Source organism: Pedobacter sp. V48 (genome assembly GCF_000523515.1).
In the GTDB taxonomy this organism is placed as follows: Bacteria; Bacteroidota; Bacteroidia; order Sphingobacteriales; family Sphingobacteriaceae; genus Pedobacter.
In genome coordinates, this window is the sequence record NZ_AWRU01000032.1 from 433,409 (window position 1) to 450,736 (window position 17,328).

Consider the following 17,328-nt stretch of genomic DNA (forward strand, 5'->3'; position numbering starts at 1 on the left):
TCCCTGGCACAAACCTAAGTCTGCACCAGGGGAAGAGGGATTTCTATTATTTTCCTTTTAAAGTATTATCAGATTTTGCTGATGCATTAGAAGGTACTTCTTCTGCAATCAGAACATCTAACAGATCATTAAACTTCTTTTCGTATTCTTTATAATATTTGCCGGTTACTGTGCCTGTATAACCCGTATAGATCTCGCGCACTTCGCCTTTTCTATCGATAATTATGGTAGTTGGAAAAGCAATGAATTTGTTCAGCGCAGGCAGTTTCTGAGACACCACCTTTTTATCGGCAAGGCCGCCAAATAAAATGTCGTATTTAACATCATACTTGTCTCTCAATTTACCCAGTGTATACTGTGCATACTGTAAACTATCTTTTTGTTCAAAGCCAATAGCAATAGCCTCTACACCACGCTTTTGGTTCTTATTGAACCATGGCGAAAGAAATATAGTCTGATCAGTACAGTTAGGGCACCAGGTGCCAACAATCTCAACAATAACTACTTTGCCTTTATATTTATCATCACTTAAGGATACTGGTTTACCTGTCAGATCAGGAAAAGTAAAGTCGAGTTTTTTATAACCTTCCTTTAAAAAGGTAAGCTTATACGGATCAGGCAATTCAGCCTTGTCGTCCTTTACCCCATCAAACTTGGTATTATCGTAAATCCCTGCCGATATTACACCGCTAATAGTACCATCTGCATTAATCTTACCCTTATAAATTTTAGGGCTTGGGCCCGTAAAGCCTGATAGAACAAACTCATCGCCTTGTACGGTACCTTCCAATTCACGACTATCGCCTGTCACCTGCAAAATTACGCCGGTAAGTTTGTTTCCGTTTTGCTTTAATAAGGCCACCTTATTAGGAACCTGCTCTTTGGAATAAAACTTCAGTTCCCATTTGCCACTAATGTTTGCAGCCGGTGCAACGTCCTTACCAGGTTCAACAAAGCGGTAGTTCTTACCATGCTCTGCTGTAAATGGTAAAGAGTTACCTCTAAAACCCGGTACCAGACTGCGGTACTCGCCGCTTAGTGTTCCATCATCTTCTATCTTGGCAACAAGTGCAGCGTCGTAGGTATTCATTTTAATAAAAATCGAATCCTTGCCCAGGCGGGTTACATGGAAGTCATCGCGTCTGGTTCCATTTAACAGTGTAAATGTGCCGTGCTCAAGGTCTTTGCCTTTAAATTCAAAATTAAATGGCACCTGAGTTTCACTAACATTAAATACACCCCGCCAAACACCCTCTTTAATTACTTTTCCGGCATGGTTCTTATCTAAAGCCCATACAGATACGCCAAAGAGTAAGCCTAATGAGAGTAATAATAATTCTTTAAAAAAATTGCGCTTATTCATCGTTTAAGTTTTATGGTTATACTATTATTTACCTTTTATGGTATTGCTTGTATCTGCATTTTGAAGCGTTGCAGTTGGTTCCGGTTCAGCCAATAATTCGTCAAGCACTTTATTAAATTTCTTCTCATAATCATCGTAATACTTACCTGTTACAGTGCCAGTATATCCTGTGTAAATTTCTCTCACCTCACCTTTTCTGTCTATGATTATGGTTGTCGGAAAAGCAATGAACTTGTTAATTGCAGGGAGTTTTTGAGCTACCAGCTTTTTATCGGCAAGCCCACCAAAAAGTATGTCATACTTGATATCATATTTATCTCTTAGTTTCCCTAGCGTATATTTAGCATACTCCAAACTGTCTTTCTGTTCAAAACCTATTGCTATGGCTTCTACACCACGCTTTTGATTTTTATTAAACCATGGCGACAAAAACACTGTCTGATCTGTACAGTTAGGACACCAGGTACCAATAATCTCTACAATCACTACTTTACCTTTATACTTGTCGTCGCTTAGCGAAACAGATTTACCGTTCAAATCAGGAAAAGTAAAGTCAAGCTTTTTATAGCCTTCCTTTAAAAAGGTTAGTTTATAAGGATCAGGCAAATCAGCAACATTATTTTTGGTTGCATCAAATTTGATGTTCTTATAAATTCCAAAACCCTGCTCTCCGGAAAGGGTTCCATCTTCATTTATTTTTCCTTTAATAATGAAAGGGCTGGGGCCTGTAAAACCCGATAATGCAAATTCATCACCTTGTACAGTACCTTCTATTTCGCGGCTATCACCAACAACGGTCATTATCACACCGGTGAGTTTATTTCCCGATTGCTTTAATACAGCAATTGAGGTCGGAACAGCTTCTTTGCTATAAAGCTTAAGTTCCCATTTACCGCTTAAATCTGCTTTGGGTTTCACGTCTTTTCCCGGCTCAACAAAGCGATATGCCTTGCCGTATTCTGCAGTAAAAGGGAGTGCATTTCCTCTAAAATTAGGCACCAGACTACGGTACTCGCCTGTTAGCTTTCCATCGTCTTCTATTTTGGCTACCAAAGCAGCATCATAAGTGTTCATTTTAACGAATATGGAGTCTTTGCCAATTAGCTGTACGTGGAAATCATCGCGTCGTGTACCATTTAAAAGGGTAAACACTGCATGCTGAGGATCTTTTCCTTTTAGTTCAAAGTTAAAGGGAACCTGCGATTCGCTCACGGTAAATACACCGCGCCACACGCCTTCTTTAATGAATTTTGCAGGTTCAGGTTTAGTTCCTGCAAGTGCTGCACCACTCAATAAAATACCTGCCGACAGGCATTTAGCTTTAAATAGATAATCTTTTAAGTTCATTGTATAGGGGTTTTTAGGTTGTTTAAGAGAATTTTGGGCATAACGATTCCTCCCTCAATAGCCTGGCTATTAAATTCTGACGAATAAATTCAAGAAAATCAATCAGGGAATGCTGTAGAAACTACATGCACATACAACAACAGAATTTTAAATTTTTCATATCACTAGTTAATTTATATTTCTAAAAATCATTTTTTAGAAAACTTTATAAATCATCTATTAATGGTGGAGTTACTAGATGTTGGCAATAAAAATCATCTACTAAGGGGTGGAGCTTTATTAGATTGATGTAAAGGTAATGCTTAGAAATAACAATTCAAAAAAAATCTACCAATTTAGTAGTATTTATTTTTTATGTTATAATCCGGCCTTCTATTAGCCGTTATTGTATATTGTTAAACGTTTATTAATTAACATCCCGGCGTGTTGCAGAAAGCGAGCTGAATGAACTTTCCACCATTGCATAAAGCCACGCAATCTACACAGCCAGGATGTTAATTTTACCATTAAGCTCATTATATAGTTACCGGATTATAAATTGCCGAGAGCCTTTCAACGGTATAATCTATTTCTTCTACGGTGTTATACTTGCTAAACGAAAAGCGCACCGTATGGCGGGATGGATCTGCATTAATTGCTTTTAGCACATGCGATGCCGACCCTGTAGAGCAGGCGCTTCCTCCAGACACAGAAATATTGTTCAGGTCCAGATATCCCAGTAAGTCATCAGCACCTTCATGTTGCGGCAGGCTAACACTTAAAACGGTGTAAAGACTCTTATCCGCATCGGCTGAATTTCCATTAAACTCTACCCCTTCAATTTCGGCTTTCAATTTAAAGATCATCCTGTCTTTTAGTTTTTGTATATACCTTGCATGCTCATCAATATCCCGGTAAGCAATTTCCAACGCTTTTGCCAGTCCAATAATTCCATGAATATTTTCGGTTCCTGCACGTAGTCTGCGTTCCTGAGATCCGCCATGAATCAGCTTCGAAAGCTGGATCCCATTTTTACAGTAAATAAATCCTACTCCTTTTGGACCATGAAATTTGTGTGCCGATGCAGCGACAAAGTGTGCCTTCAATTTTGACAGATCATGGCGATAGTGCCCAATCGTCTGAACCGTATCTGAATGAAAAATAGCGTTGCTACTACAACAGAGCTCACCAATTAATTCAATGTCGTTTAAATTCCCGATTTCATTATTGGCATGCATTACTGATACCAATGAGCGTTCTTTATTTTTTAATAGTTGCTGTAAATGCTCAACATCAAGGTTTCCCTTATCATCTGTATTTATAAAGCTTAGGGTTATCTCGCCACGCTTTTTAAGTGCTTCGAGTGTATGCAGAACTGCATGATGCTCAAATGGAGTAGTAATTACATGTTTAACCTGTTCAGAATATACACTCGATAATATTGCTGTATTGTCGGCCTCGGTACCGCCACTTGTAAAGACAATTTCATTTGGGGCAGCATTTAGAAGATCTGCGATGGTATGTCTGGCGTTTTCAATAGCGCTTTTCACAATTCTTCCATCTTCATGATGTGATGATGGATTGCCAAAATACTCTAACAGGTAAGGGATAATCTCCTTATAAACCTCTTTGTCCAGTTGGGTGGTTGCAGCATTGTCTAGATAAATTCTCATTCTTCCTCCTCTTTTTTAATTAATCGTTTATAATTAATCATTCTGTGATGTCAGCTTATTCAGAAGAGGTACAACTCTTTACCATTTTATCTTTCTCCGCATTCGCGGAGCAGGAATTAGCACCTTTTACAAGCAAAGCTGGTACAGGTTGCTAAGACGTCGTAGGGCCTTTCCCTCTGTCTTTCTGGATAAGTAAATTACAAGAACAACTATTGAGTCGCAAATGTATAAATAAAAACTACTAATTTACTAGACTTTATTAAAATAAATTTTAATGCCTTCTAATTGGCTTGTTTTACCACAAAAAAGCAAGAAAAAACAGCTTTTATAAAGTACTGATAATTAGAACATTATTAGGGTTTATACAATACTTAAACAATCGTTATGCAATGGTACAACAATGTCTGTGCAGTTTTAGATTGTATAAACATTGAATAAGGAAACATTCGAGTTTGCTAAAATATAGTTCAAAATAAATACTACTAAACTAGTAGTATTTATTTACATTTGGCTAAGAGGAATTAAATTATGATTAGTCATTTTAACTATTTAGCCTTCGCTATTCCGGCTTTTTTTGTGTTTCTATTTTTAGAGTATGGCATCGCTGTAAAGCTAAAAAAGACACATTTGTTCAAATATGAAAGTTCCATTTCCAACCTCAGCATAGGCATTGCCGAAAGACTTCTTAATCTCTTTATATCAGCTAGTTTCTACACCTTATTCTTTTGGATTTATACCAACTATGCTCTTTTTAGTATCCCAAATACCTGGTGGGTGTGGATATTATTAATCCTGGTTACAGATCTGGTTTGGTACTGGTATCACCGGCTGGGTCATGAGGTAAACATCCTATGGGCAGCTCATATTGTACATCATCAAAGCGAAGAATTTAATTTTACCGTATCAGCACGGATCACTGTTTTTCAAGCTCTTATCAGAAATCTTTTTTGGTGCATAATACCACTGCTGGGATTTCATCCTACCATGGTTATCGCTATTCTGGTTGTTCATGGTGCCTACTCTTTTTTTACACATACTCAACTGATCAGAAATTTGGGCTGGCTCGAATATATTCTGGTTACACCTTCAATCCATGGCGTTCATCATGCCAGCGATCAAAAATATCTGGATAAAAACTATGGAGATGTATTCGTGTTCTGGGATAAAATCTTTGGGACATTCCAAAGGGAAGAAGAACCACCTAAGTATGGCCTTACCCATCCAGTAAAGAGTTACAGCTTCTTGTGGCAGCACTTCCATTACTACCTGGAGATTTTAGCGGCGTGTAAAAAAGTGCCTGACATAAGGGATAAATTAAAAATCGTCTTCGGTCATCCCTCCAGACTGGATCAGGAAATCAGGCCAACACTCGAAAACAAATACTTGCAGCACAAGGCCTCCTCTTCTTATCGTTTTAAATTCAGAGGCTATTTAAACATACAAATAATTGTAAGCGTAATTCTGCTAACACTAATTACCGGTTTATATCCTTTCTTTGAAACCGCCGATAAGCTTTTTATTGTAGGCTTTGTTCTGCTTACACTGATCAACTGCGGGGCATTAATGGAGCAACGAAAATGGATTTACAATCTCGAGTATACCCGTTTGCTAACGTTATTTACCTATATTTTTTGGAAGTCGGATCATATGGAACTGTTACTGCCATTAGTAGTGCTGCTGTTCATTGCAGAACAACTATTTCGCATTAGTCATTTGTATCGCCATTATGTGCTTAGGTATGATAAAGTTTAACTTATTTAAGAACCTATTCATACTTCAATGCATCAACCGCATTTGCCTTTGCAACTTTAACGGTTTGAAAGCTTACTGTAATAATTGCAATAAATACAGATAAAAATAAAGCAATTAAAAACGGCCAGGCAGTCATGGCAACCTTATAATCATATTTCTGAAGCCACCTTACCGCAATGATGTAAGCAGCAGGAATAGCAATCATATTAGACAGAATAACCAGTTTGATAAAATCCTTGTTTAATAGCACAAGAATACTTTTCAAATCGGCACCAAGAACCTTCCTGATACTGATCTCTTTGCTTCTCTGTTCTGCAATATATAAAGCAAGACCTAGCAAGCCTAAACAAGAGATAAAAATGGCAAAACAACCAAACAGGTTAGATAGCACGCTGAGCAATCGCTCTGTTTTTAGCTTCTGCTGCATACCCTGGTTAACGAACTGAAGATCTGCCGGATAAGAGGGATTAAGTCGAAGACTGATGTCTTTGATAGACTGAACTGATTTGATTAGTGGCTGATCTGGATTAAGACGAAGCAGTAATACTTTGCTTTGAGCGATGTTGCAATAAAATACGGTAGGTTTTGACTTTGCACCCAGTTGTTCGTTCATATAATCTTTAACAACACCAATTACATTTAGCGATTGATCGCCCCAGGTAATCTTAGCACCCACTGGATTTTTAAGCCCCATTGTTCTCACGGCACTTTCATTTAGCAGTAATGATGTTGCTGTATCAGCAACAAATTTCGGTGAGAAGTCCCTTCCCATCACCATAGTAGTCCCTATCGTTTTTACAAAATCGAAGCCTGTACTTCGATAATCTATAATAGAATTATCATTTGCAGCCTTACCTGGCCAGCTAATGTCTCCGGTTATTGTGCCTCCCTGAGTAAATGAGCTTGCAAATTCTGTTGCAGAAACAATAGCTCCGGTATTTTTAAGCTCCGTCTTAAAGATTTCCAGTTTCTGCGGCTTTAACCACTCACCTTCCAGGTCCAGTTGCACCAGGTTATTCTGGTTAAATCCTAATGGCTTATTCTTTATGAATTGGATTTGGGAATAGATCACAATAGCACAAACGATCATACAAATTGAGATCGTAAACTGTACCACAACTAGTATTTTACGCATTGGCAATGAGGATTTACCTATTCCAGTAAAGCCTTTTAATACTTTTACAGGTGTAAAGGACGACAAATAAAACGCGGGATAACTCCCTGCAAGTACACCTGTGAATAAGATTAGCGAGAGCAATGTAATCCATGTGTAGGGTGAATTGTAATTGATTTGAATAGAGATATCCAGCAGATTGTTAAAATAAGGCAACACTCCCTCTAGCAGTACAAATGCAATCAAAATACCAATTAATGAAAGCACAAGTGATTCCAATACAAACTGTCCAATCAGCGTTTTTCTGGAAGCACCAAGCGCCTTACGAACCCCTACTTCTCTTGCACGTTTTTCTGACCGGGCGGTAGAAAGGTTCATATAATTAATACAAGCGATCAACAAAACACAGAACGCCAAAAATATAAATAGTCTTACCTGATCAATCCTTCCTCCAGCAGGTTTACCGTTCTCAAAATGATCATAAAGATGGTATTTGCCAAAGGGGAAAAGAAAAGCCTGGAGTGTGGTCTCCTTATCATTTTTCTTGATCAGTTGCCTTACCGCAGCATCAGTAGTCTCGAGATTAGCTTTATCTTTTAACTTGAATAAAGTAAAACAGGTAATGCTTCCCCAACCATTGTCTTTCTCTCCGGGATGCTCCTGCTCAAAAAATGACCAGGGTTGTAGGGCGTCGAATTGATGGGTCATATTCTTTGGCAGATCTTCTACGACCGCAGATACCTTCAATATCTTACTATTATCCCATTTTACACTGCTGCCTAAAACGTTCACACTTCCAAATAACCTCTTAGCCGCTGAGGCGGTAAGTAAAACCGAATTGGGTTCGCTTAAAGCTGTTTCGGGGTTTCCCTGAATAAACTTGTAATCAAATATCTTCAAAAACCCAGGATCAACATTTAGGGTATTCAACTTAAAATTGTTATTGGCAGTACCAAATAATTTCGTTTTCTCACCCATAGCTATCCTGCTGGCTGTTTCTACCGAGGGCAAGCTAACCAAAGCAGCACCTGCAAGCTTATTTGGGGTTGCGTCTGTTGTTAAAAGTTTCCCATTTACATTTAAGGTAAGTTTAGCAGCGTATATCCGATCAATATCTTTAAATTGTTTATCGTAGCTCCATTCGTAACCCACATACATCAGGAGCATTAAACAACAGGTCATGCCAATGGCTAATCCTCCAATATTGATCAGGGAAAAACCTTTATTTTTCCAAAGGTTTCTTAAAGCTATTTTAAAGTTGATTAAAAACATATTCCGGTTTTTTTTCATCTCTTACGCCAAAGATATGCCATTCTCAGAAACAGCGCCATAAACCTAAATATCAAACATTTATATTTATGCCGACAATTTATTGTTCATTTCCGTACAATCTATGTACATAAATGTACAGTTAGGTTTTAAATAAGAAAAGCGGCTCAGGAAGCCAAAGCCCTCGCCGCTTAACTAACTAACCTAATAATTTATGGTGTTATTGTTATCTCTTTTACTGTGGTATAATTGTACTTTTTGAAATTATCATTTACCCTTACACCTACCCTCACGTAGTAAGTAGTGGCATATTTCATTGCTGTATTTGTGGTAACGGTAACCTCTGTATTCTCATTTGGAATAACAGTTACCAGACCATTTGCAGGATCGAAATTATTGTTGCCTACATATTTTGTAGTTGAAACGAACAACCTGTAATCTGCAACGGTCGGTTTGGTTTGTCCGGCTGGCGCCTCATTTCTGTTAAACTTAAATTTAGCAGAGATCTTTTTGTCGGCTGTAACTACCAGATCACCCACCCATTCTACAACTACATAAGGCAATACATGAAAATCGTGTATTGTTGTGCCCTTGACATCAATTTCCTCTGCTGTTACCGGATAAAAGGGACCCTCAATTGGGCTAATACGGTATTTGCCGGCAAATAACTTGCTGTTTATATAATTACCATCCTGTTTAATATTTAAAAACATGGGGGTTGGTGTACTGCTCCAGCTCAGTTCTTCCATTCTGATTCTGGTGTTTCCCTGGCCTTGTTCAGCTTGCAGACCCTGTCCTTTATCGTCAAGGATTGTTCCTTGCAATACTGCCGAAGGGGCCCCATAATCATCAATTTTACAGGAATGCAATGCTGCCACTCCTGCAAAAAACAATAATATAAATAATATCTTTTTCATACCTGATTTCTGTAATGGTTAATACTGTTCGTTTTGTTTTAGCTTAGGATTTGCTGCAATCTCAGCCCCTGGAATAGCTTCGTAATAATATTTGGTTGCCACGGTGAATCTTGAATTGCGCTCTTCCAGTCTGGCATCAAAAATATACTTGCCCTTTACATAATCCGGTGCTTCAGGAACCGATCCTTTAGCAAACAGGAAGGGATTAAGCTTTCTCCATATCCTTGAATTAACTTCAAGATCGGCAGTTCTCCACCTCAGCATATCCCACCAAAGCTTATGCTCAAATGCAAGTTCCTTTCTGCGCTCTATCCTTACAAGCTGCAAGCCTCTTGTTGGCGCCAGCACATATGACCCAACACCGGTGCCCGGTGCAAGTGCTGCGCCTGACGAAAGCTCTCCCTGGTCTGTTAACAATACCGCTCCCGCTCGTTCGCGAATGGCATTGATCTGCACAAAGGCGTCGTTTTGAAGGTCTACTCCATCTACATTATTTACACCATGTTGTGCAAGTTCCAACGCCGCTTCGGCACGGTTTAGCAATACTTCTGCATACCTGATTTCAATCCACGATTGGGTAGATTCATGGAGCTTGGTAAGGGCAGCAGAAACATTAGGGTTTAGATATTTGCGCCCATGAAAACCGGTAATGGTGGCATTATTTGAAGAAGTTGGGCCATCCAAACCAGTGGGATTAATAGATTGGCCTGTAGACAATACGATTGGCACCTGACTATTCCATGTTCCTGCCTGTTTTACGTTTGGATTATAAAATGGATTGGAAGAATAAGCTGCGGTTGAACCCTCTGGCACTAACTTTTGTATTGGCGTAGCCGGATCTATACTTTCGATAAATGTTCCGCGACGAAGATCGGTACGTAATCCTTTAAAAGCCTGGCCCGGCAATAAAACTGTGCCTCTTAACCTTGGTTCGCAATTTTCAAAAAGCTGCTCTACATAATCATATACGATATAGGTTCCATCAGGCTTAGTGGTTTGTAGCTCACCACGTGAATTCTTTGGCAGTCCATCAAAAAGCTCAACATAATCCAAAGTAGGATTAAAACGATCGCCATAAGTTGAAGTCATGTGTGGCGGAGAATAAACTGCGTCAAAACTATGTACATTTTCTACAAAGGAGTAACCTTTAGAGAAGATCGTTTCGGGACTCTCAGTGTCCAGAAAAAGTGCCGCGTAATTATTTGCAGAAGCAATTTTATCTGTGGCCGACCACGTTTTTTTATAAAGGGAGTACTTACCCTCTATCATTTTTGCAGCCTGAAAGCTTAATTTAAAGTAATCGTTGGCCTTTGCCGCCGGAATACCATTAAGCATAACTCCATCAACAACATATTGTGTGCCATATCTGGCCTTTGACCCTGCAAAAAGTGCAACAAGCGATTTAAATGCCGCAGCAATGTTTTTATTTACACGTCCCTTTTGCTCACTTGCCTCGTTCATATTTGTAATGGCATAATCAAGATCTGCGAGTATAAAATCATACACTTCCTGCTCACTGCTTCGCGGAATCTGCAATTCTTCAACATTAGCATTTAAAGCCTGAACCTGACTTGTAATAGGTACGCCTCCGTAACGTTTTACTAAAGCAAAATAAGTAAAGGCACGAATAAAACGTGCTTCAGCTATCCATTTATCAACTTTGGGCTGTGTTAATGATGCGGCATAGGCCGGTAAATTTTCTATCAGATAGTTGGAATAGCGAATAACCTGATAACCGCTTTTCCAATACCCTCTGGCAGGATTTACAAAACCTCCGTTGTTGCGGTTAGCATTTTCTCCGGTATTTAACATGGGCAAGGCGATCTGGTTCCAGGTATTAAACCCCTCAGTACCATCGCCGGCACTATATTTAAAATCCTCAATAGGCATGCGGCTATAAAGAGCGGCCATATAGGCCTGCATTCCCGCATCTGTGAACAGGTCCTTATCCTGTACAATATTTACAGGGGCAATGTCCAGTTTATTACAAGCGCATACAGCTCCAAAAAGAAGCATAAATGCTATATATTTTAGTTGTTTCATAATCATTCGTCTGGATCGTTATTAAAAGCTAATGCTTGTTCCGAAATTAATTGTACGGCTGATTGGATAGATATATCCATAAAGTTCTGAAGGACGCTCGGGGTCTAATCCTTTTATCTTGGTAATGGTAAGCAGGTTGTATCCGTTGGCATATACACGCAATCCCTGTATTCCTATTTTTGTAAGTATTCTTTTAGGAAGTGAATAACCGAGCTCAGCACTCTTTAAACGCATGTAAGCTCCATTTTGAATTGCCCTTCGTGAATTGTCGTTAATAACCGTCCCGGTATAAGCATAATATCCTTGTACCCATTTATTAGCGGGATCATAAGGGTCTGCCTTGGGGTCAACAGGGTGCCATCTATCCATAAACATATCCAGCGCGTTTCCATCAAAGGCCAATGGCTCTCTAAAGGCTTCAGGATAGGAAACATAAGACATCGCCCCACCCTGGAAAAGCAGGTTCAGATCAAAACCCTTGTAATCGAAACCAAGGTTAAGCCCAAAATTTAGCAGTGGATAGTTATGCCTGGCATCGTTTCCATCAGCACTGGTGCTGTTTGGATTAATAGCAGTAGCAACAGGATAACGGTCCAGATCATCAAAAGTTCCATCGCCATTCCAGTCTTCATAAATGTAATCACCCGGAAGCGTACCTCGACCGGTAAACTGGTTATAATTGGCAATCTGCTCAAATGATTGAAACTGTCCTACATACCCAAAGCCAAACCATACATCATTATAGCGGTTAAGTTTGTTGTTTCTCCAGTTTTCCTGCGAATTTCCGGCACGTCCAAGTTCTTCATAAATAATTTTAGTGCGTGTTAAAGATACATTTCCACTGATGTTATAGCCCAGTTCTCCAAATCTATTTCTGTGACTTAATGCAAGTTCAAGTCCGCGGGTTTCATCACTATTCAGGTTTTCCTGTGGCATATTTGCACCGAATGATCCGGGTACAGTTACCAAACGGTTACCTAAAAGTCCATCCCTGCGGCGCTTAAATGCATCAAAAGTAATCCCCAATTTGCCTTTCCATAACTCAGCATCTAATCCGATATTGGTTGTTTTAACCTCCACCCATGTCAGATCAGGGTTTGGCACAGCTCTAAAACCAACCGAGTTAACAAAGCCACCATCAAACATATAACCACCACCAAGGGCTTCTCTATTTCCGTTAAACGGATAATCATAGCCCGAAAGGAATTGATACCTTACATTTCCATCATCACCCATAATACCATAAGACGCCCTGACTTTCAGGTTATCAATAAATGACAGTGATGAATTATTTTTCATAAAAGATTCTTCAGATATGCGCCATCCAATTGAAGCGCCCGGAAAGAACCCAAATTGTTTCTTATCAGAAAACCTTGAGGAACCATCATAACGAAAGCTAAATTCGGCAAGGTATTTACCTGAAAAGTCATAGTTTAACCTTCCAACTACAGCTCTGGTTGCAGTTTCAGATACACCATCAATATTGGTGTTTGCCACCTGACCTAATGCTTTTCCGGCAAATAGATATTCAACTGGTAAAGCAAGGTCTCGTTGTGCAAAAAAGTTGTCGGCACTCGAAGTACCTTCTTCGTAAAGCACTAAGGCGTTTATGTTATGTTTCTTTATGCTTTTTACATAATTCAACGAGAGCTGCAATAATGAATTGGGTGTTGTACTGTATCTTCTAAGCAACTGATCGGGGCCATTCTTATTATAGGCTGTATAAGAATTGCTGGCTGCGTTATAATCATAAACGTTATACCCTTTTCTATAATCCTTAAAGTTGTTGTTTCTTGCATCGTACGAGAACATTCCCCTTGCGGTTAACCCATCGAGATATGGAACCTGATAATCTAATGAAAACTGGCTCTGCAACCAGCTGTTCTGGTCTTTTTGATAGCCTGACAGGTCACTGTCTGAATTTGCTCCCGGATGTTCAAACACTGGCTTATACAGATAATCAGGATTATTATTTGCATAATAGGTTTCGTTGGGTTGTGCTCTCCATAATTGAGAAAACAGCTGCCAGGAAGGAACTTTAGGGTTCATTTTATTCTCTAAAATACCGTTCAGTTTTAAAGAGGCTTTTAAACGATTAGAGATCTGGGCGCTTAAGTTAGAGCGCAGATTATACCTATCGTATTTTAAGGAGTTACTTTTCCAGATTCCCTCTTGCCTGGCATAACCCAGGTTAATAAAATAATCTATTTTATTATCACCTGAACTGCCGCTGGCACTAAGGTTTTGCTGGAACTGAGGAGCAAAATCACGCATTGTCATGTTATACCAGTTGGTACCTGCTTTTGTTCCGTTACGATAAGGGGCAAAATCTTCATCGTTATACGTTAGTACAGGTCCATCAACCCGGTGCATGGTCTTCTCGTTCATAAGCGTGAAACGGTCAATCACACCTACGGGCTCCGGCAATCCGATTGGTGTTTGCTGACCATAATAAGCAGCATAAGTAATCTCCGGTTTACCGGATTTCCCTTTTTTGGTGGTTACCAGTACAACACCATTAGCAGCCCTTACTCCGTACACCGCAGCAGCTGCATCCTTAAGAACTGAAATACTCTCGATCTCGTTAGGATCAAGACGAGTAATGTTATCGCGCGGTACTCCATCAATAATAATTAGTGGATTACCAAAACCCCTTATATCAAATTGATTGGTAAAAACACCAGGTTCTGATGTTCTTTGTACAACACGAAGGCCCGGAACTTTACCTGTTAGCATGTTCTGCACATTCTGTGTTTTGGTGGTAGAAATTTCCGCATTGGAAACAGAGGCAATGGATCCGGTAAGCGTTGCTTTCTTTTGGGTACCATACCCCACTACCACCACTTCTCCAAGACTGTTACCGTTATCGGAAAGTATGATGTTTAATGGTCCGCTGTTTGTAACCTGCACTTCTTTAGGTTCAAAGCCAACAAAGGAAATCAACAGAGAAGAACCTGTGGGAACGGAGATGGAAAACTCTCCGTTATTGCCTGCTGAAGTTCCTCCTGAACTTCCTTTCACTTTTATTGCGGCGCCAATTAAAGGCCCGCCGGCGGCATCCGTAACCTTACCTTTTACGGTAATGTTCTGCGCATATGTATAGGTTGTAATACAACATGCGAGTAAGAAAAATAGTAGTCTTTTCATACTTAGTTTTGGTTTAATATTTGGTTTATTTAAACACTAAGTAATCCGATAGCCTTAAAAAAGGCTTAAAAATGTCTTAGTTGGAGAAAAAATCTTAGAAAAAATTTCCTATTCCACATAGAGGCTATATTGGAGGGGGATTTGCCAAATTTGCGTATCTTAGCAAGACCAGATATGACTATGGGATTAAAATTCTACCTGACTTGTTTTGCCTTTCTTTTTATAGCTCCGAAAATCACAAATGCACAATATTATGGCCTGTGTTTTACGGGACATGAAACCATACAGGAAAAAAGAACAGGACTGGATCTGAGCGCTGCTGATCCACTATGTTTCAACAATACTTTTGAGCTGTCGTTCGATTTTTCTTTTATGACAGGGCATACTGATTACTTTGGTTATATATTCCGAATTGTTGACCAGGAAAAACGAAACATAGACCTGATATATGACAAAAGTCTGGAGGCAAAGAACCACCTTAAGTTGGTTATAGGTGATAAAATGTCGAACATTGAGTTCGACATAAAACTGGATAAGCTGTTCAAAAACTGGTACAACATAAAGCTTAAGTTTGATCAGGAAAACCAGGAACTGATTCTTACGGCCGATGGCAAAGTTTATCGTGAGAAAATACCCCTAAAAAAGAATTGTTACAGGATCAGCTTTGGTGCCAATAATTATAAGGAGCATGAAGTGAAGGACGTTCCGCCAATGAAGATCAAAGAAATAAAAATTACTGAGGATGATAAACTAACCCATCACTGGCCATTAAATGAATATACCGGGTTAATTGCAACCGAAAAGATTAAAGGAAAAAATGCCGGAGTAATTAATCCGAACTGGATTAGAAAAATGCACATCGAATGGGAGCTCGTTAAATCTGCTAATGTTGCAGGATCAGCAAGTGTTGCCTTTGATGCTGATCGGGAACAGGTATTTGTAGTAACCGAAAAATCATTGCAGACTTACGATGTAAAAACTGAAAAAACAAGTATCGTCGACTACAAATCAGGATTGCAGCCAATGCTCTATGGAAATCAATCCATTTATCAAAACGAACCAGGTCTGTTAAATTTCTATGTAGACTTTTCGCTAATGAGCGGGTTCAATTTTAGCAATAACACATGGAACAGCAAGTATACAGGCGAAAACGTACCTACAAATTTCTGGCATTTAAACAAGTTCTACTCTTCAGCTGATAACAGTCTGTATTTCATTGGTGGCTACGGACATTATAATTATAAACGAGATGTACAACGCTATCATTTTAAAGATAAAAAACTAAGTACGGTTAAAACAAGCGGAGATTTTACGCCACGATACCTTGCCGCATTGGGTGCTACAAAAAATGGCGCTTACATACTTGGAGGATATGGAAGTACCACTGGTCAGCAGATTTTGAATCCAAAAAATCTCTATGACCTGAGCTTTTATGATGTTGAGCACAAAACCTTCAAAAAGTTATTTGAGCTAAATCCCGGCGAGGAAGAGTTTGCCTTCGCAAACTCCCTGGTTATTGATGAGAAGGAACAATCTTATTATGCCCTCACCTTTGTAAACCACATCTTTAATTCTTCCTTAGCAATGATTAAGGGGTCGCTTAAAAACCCATCCTATGAATTTGTAGGAAGCCGCATCCCCTATACTTTCCACGACATATCATCGTTTGCTGATTTATATTATTGTAAGGTTAGCAAAAAGTTTGTAGCCGTATTGCTTTACTATGATCAGAAAGCAAACACCTCATCAGTTAAAATCTATACTTTACACGCCCCTCCTGAAATACAGCAGGCAGCGCATAATATCCCATCCCATTTTAGGGTAAACTGGGATATGGTAATTTCAGGAGTTATCCTACTGGTTATCATGTATTTAGTGTATAAACGTATCCAAAACAGAAAGACTTTACATGTTTCCTCTGTTAAAGAACAAGCAATAAATATTCAAGAGCCTGAGCCGGTTAACATAAAACAAGAAATTACCGACATACCTGATGATATAAGAAATACGATGTTCCTGTTTGGTGACCTTCAGTTGTTCGACAGAAAAGGAAAGGATATCACCAAGCTATTTACTCCGGTAATAAAAGAGCTTTTTCTGCTTATACTATTGTTTACCATACGCTGGGGAAGAGGCGTTAGTTCCGAAAAACTGGAAGAGATTTTATGGGCAGACAAGTCTGTTGGCAGCGCCAGAAACAACAGATCTGTAAGTATTGCAAAGCTGAAACTGCTTCTGGAAAGCATGGATAGCTGTGAGGTATCTAAAGAGACAGGTTACTGGAAAATGCTGATAGATTACGATAAGATCAGAATAGATTATAAAGAATATCTGAATATTGTTAAGAGCAAAACCGACATCACCAAAATTAAGATCATGGCTCTAACAAAAATTGTATCTAGGGGTGGATTTCTGTCAAATGCAGAATACAGCTGGCTGGATCCTTTGAAGTATGAAATTTCAAACGAGATCATCGATACTTACCTCCATATGGCGGCAAGTATGAAGATCTCGGATGATCCTGAATTTTTAATCTCTTTAGCGGATTGTGTATTTAACTTTGATCCGGTAAATGAAGAAGCCATGGCAATTAAATGCCAGGCTCTTGTATTTTTGGGCAAGCACTCTCTGGCTAAATCTATCTTTGAGAACTTCAATAAAGAATATAAAGCCATTTATGCCGAAAGCTTTAATAAAACCTTTCAGGAAATACTGGGATAATGA

At 39.2% G+C, this 17,328-nt stretch carries 9 protein-coding genes and 1 riboswitch; of the genes, 2 read left to right on the forward strand and 7 right to left on the reverse strand.

The window, feature by feature from the left end:
- Positions 1–46 precede the first annotated feature (46 nt).
- From N824_RS23995 to N824_RS24005, 3 genes are all read right to left on the reverse strand, one after another.
- Positions 47–1,363, reverse strand: a complete 1,317-nt coding sequence (locus N824_RS23995; protein ID WP_048907630.1) for a peroxiredoxin — start codon at positions 1,361–1,363, stop codon at positions 47–49.
- A 24-nt stretch (positions 1,364–1,387) separates the two neighbouring features.
- Complete coding sequence (locus tag N824_RS24000; protein WP_048907631.1) at positions 1,388–2,710, reverse strand: peroxiredoxin; 1,323 nt, start codon at positions 2,708–2,710, stop codon at positions 1,388–1,390.
- A gap of 515 nt (positions 2,711–3,225) precedes the next feature.
- Positions 3,226–4,362, reverse strand: a complete 1,137-nt coding sequence (locus tag N824_RS24005) for a cysteine desulfurase family protein (RefSeq protein ID WP_048907632.1) — start codon at positions 4,360–4,362, stop codon at positions 3,226–3,228.
- Between the two features lie 83 nt (positions 4,363–4,445).
- Positions 4,446–4,557, reverse strand: a riboswitch (SAM riboswitch).
- Between the two features lie 333 nt (positions 4,558–4,890).
- Here N824_RS24005 and N824_RS24010 point away from each other — a divergent pair.
- A complete protein-coding gene (locus N824_RS24010; protein WP_200869931.1) occupies positions 4,891–6,114 on the forward strand; it encodes a sterol desaturase family protein in 1,224 nt (407 codons plus the stop codon).
- A gap of 13 nt (positions 6,115–6,127) precedes the next feature.
- Here the strand turns inward: N824_RS24010 and N824_RS24015 are convergent, their stop codons facing one another.
- From N824_RS24015 to N824_RS24030, 4 genes are all read right to left on the reverse strand, one after another.
- On the reverse strand, positions 6,128–8,500 hold the full coding sequence (locus N824_RS24015) for an ABC transporter permease (protein WP_048907723.1): 2,373 nt from the start codon (positions 8,498–8,500) through the stop codon (positions 6,128–6,130).
- Positions 8,501–8,709: 209 nt separating this feature from the next.
- On the reverse strand, positions 8,710–9,414 hold the full coding sequence (locus tag N824_RS24020) for a DUF3823 domain-containing protein (protein ID WP_048907633.1): 705 nt from the start codon (positions 9,412–9,414) through the stop codon (positions 8,710–8,712).
- Positions 9,415–9,432: 18 nt separating this feature from the next.
- Complete coding sequence (locus tag N824_RS24025) at positions 9,433–11,457, reverse strand: RagB/SusD family nutrient uptake outer membrane protein (protein ID WP_048907634.1); 2,025 nt, start codon at positions 11,455–11,457, stop codon at positions 9,433–9,435.
- A gap of 21 nt (positions 11,458–11,478) precedes the next feature.
- On the reverse strand, positions 11,479–14,604 hold the full coding sequence (locus N824_RS24030; RefSeq protein WP_052334261.1) for a TonB-dependent receptor: 3,126 nt from the start codon (positions 14,602–14,604) through the stop codon (positions 11,479–11,481).
- A 180-nt stretch (positions 14,605–14,784) separates the two neighbouring features.
- Between N824_RS24030 and N824_RS24035 the strand changes: the two genes are divergently transcribed.
- Positions 14,785–17,325 carry a galactose oxidase gene (locus N824_RS24035; protein WP_152542451.1) on the forward strand — a complete coding sequence of 847 codons (2,541 nt, stop codon included), beginning with the start codon at positions 14,785–14,787 and terminating at the stop codon, positions 17,323–17,325.
- The last annotated feature ends 3 nt before the right edge of the window (positions 17,326–17,328 follow it).

What these genes read in the sequence shown, in the direction of transcription:
- N824_RS24035 (WP_152542451.1), top strand. Translation starts at nt 14,785, where the DNA reads ATGGGATTAAAATTCTACCTGACTTGTTTTGCCTTTCTTTTTATAGCT.
- N824_RS24000 (WP_048907631.1), bottom strand. Translation starts at nt 2,710, where the DNA reads ATGAACTTAAAAGATTATCTATTTAAAGCTAAATGCCTGTCGGCAGGT.
- N824_RS24025 (WP_048907634.1), bottom strand. Translation starts at nt 11,457, where the DNA reads ATGAAACAACTAAAATATATAGCATTTATGCTTCTTTTTGGAGCTGTA.
- N824_RS24020 (WP_048907633.1), bottom strand. Translation starts at nt 9,414, where the DNA reads ATGAAAAAGATATTATTTATATTATTGTTTTTTGCAGGAGTGGCAGCA.
- N824_RS24005 (WP_048907632.1), bottom strand. Translation starts at nt 4,362, where the DNA reads ATGAGAATTTATCTAGACAATGCTGCAACCACCCAACTGGACAAAGAG.
- N824_RS24015 (WP_048907723.1), bottom strand. Translation starts at nt 8,500, where the DNA reads ATGTTTTTAATCAACTTTAAAATAGCTTTAAGAAACCTTTGGAAAAAT.
- N824_RS24010 (WP_200869931.1), top strand. Translation starts at nt 4,891, where the DNA reads ATGATTAGTCATTTTAACTATTTAGCCTTCGCTATTCCGGCTTTTTTT.
- N824_RS23995 (WP_048907630.1), bottom strand. Translation starts at nt 1,363, where the DNA reads ATGAATAAGCGCAATTTTTTTAAAGAATTATTATTACTCTCATTAGGC.
- N824_RS24030 (WP_052334261.1), bottom strand. Translation starts at nt 14,604, where the DNA reads ATGAAAAGACTACTATTTTTCTTACTCGCATGTTGTATTACAACCTAT.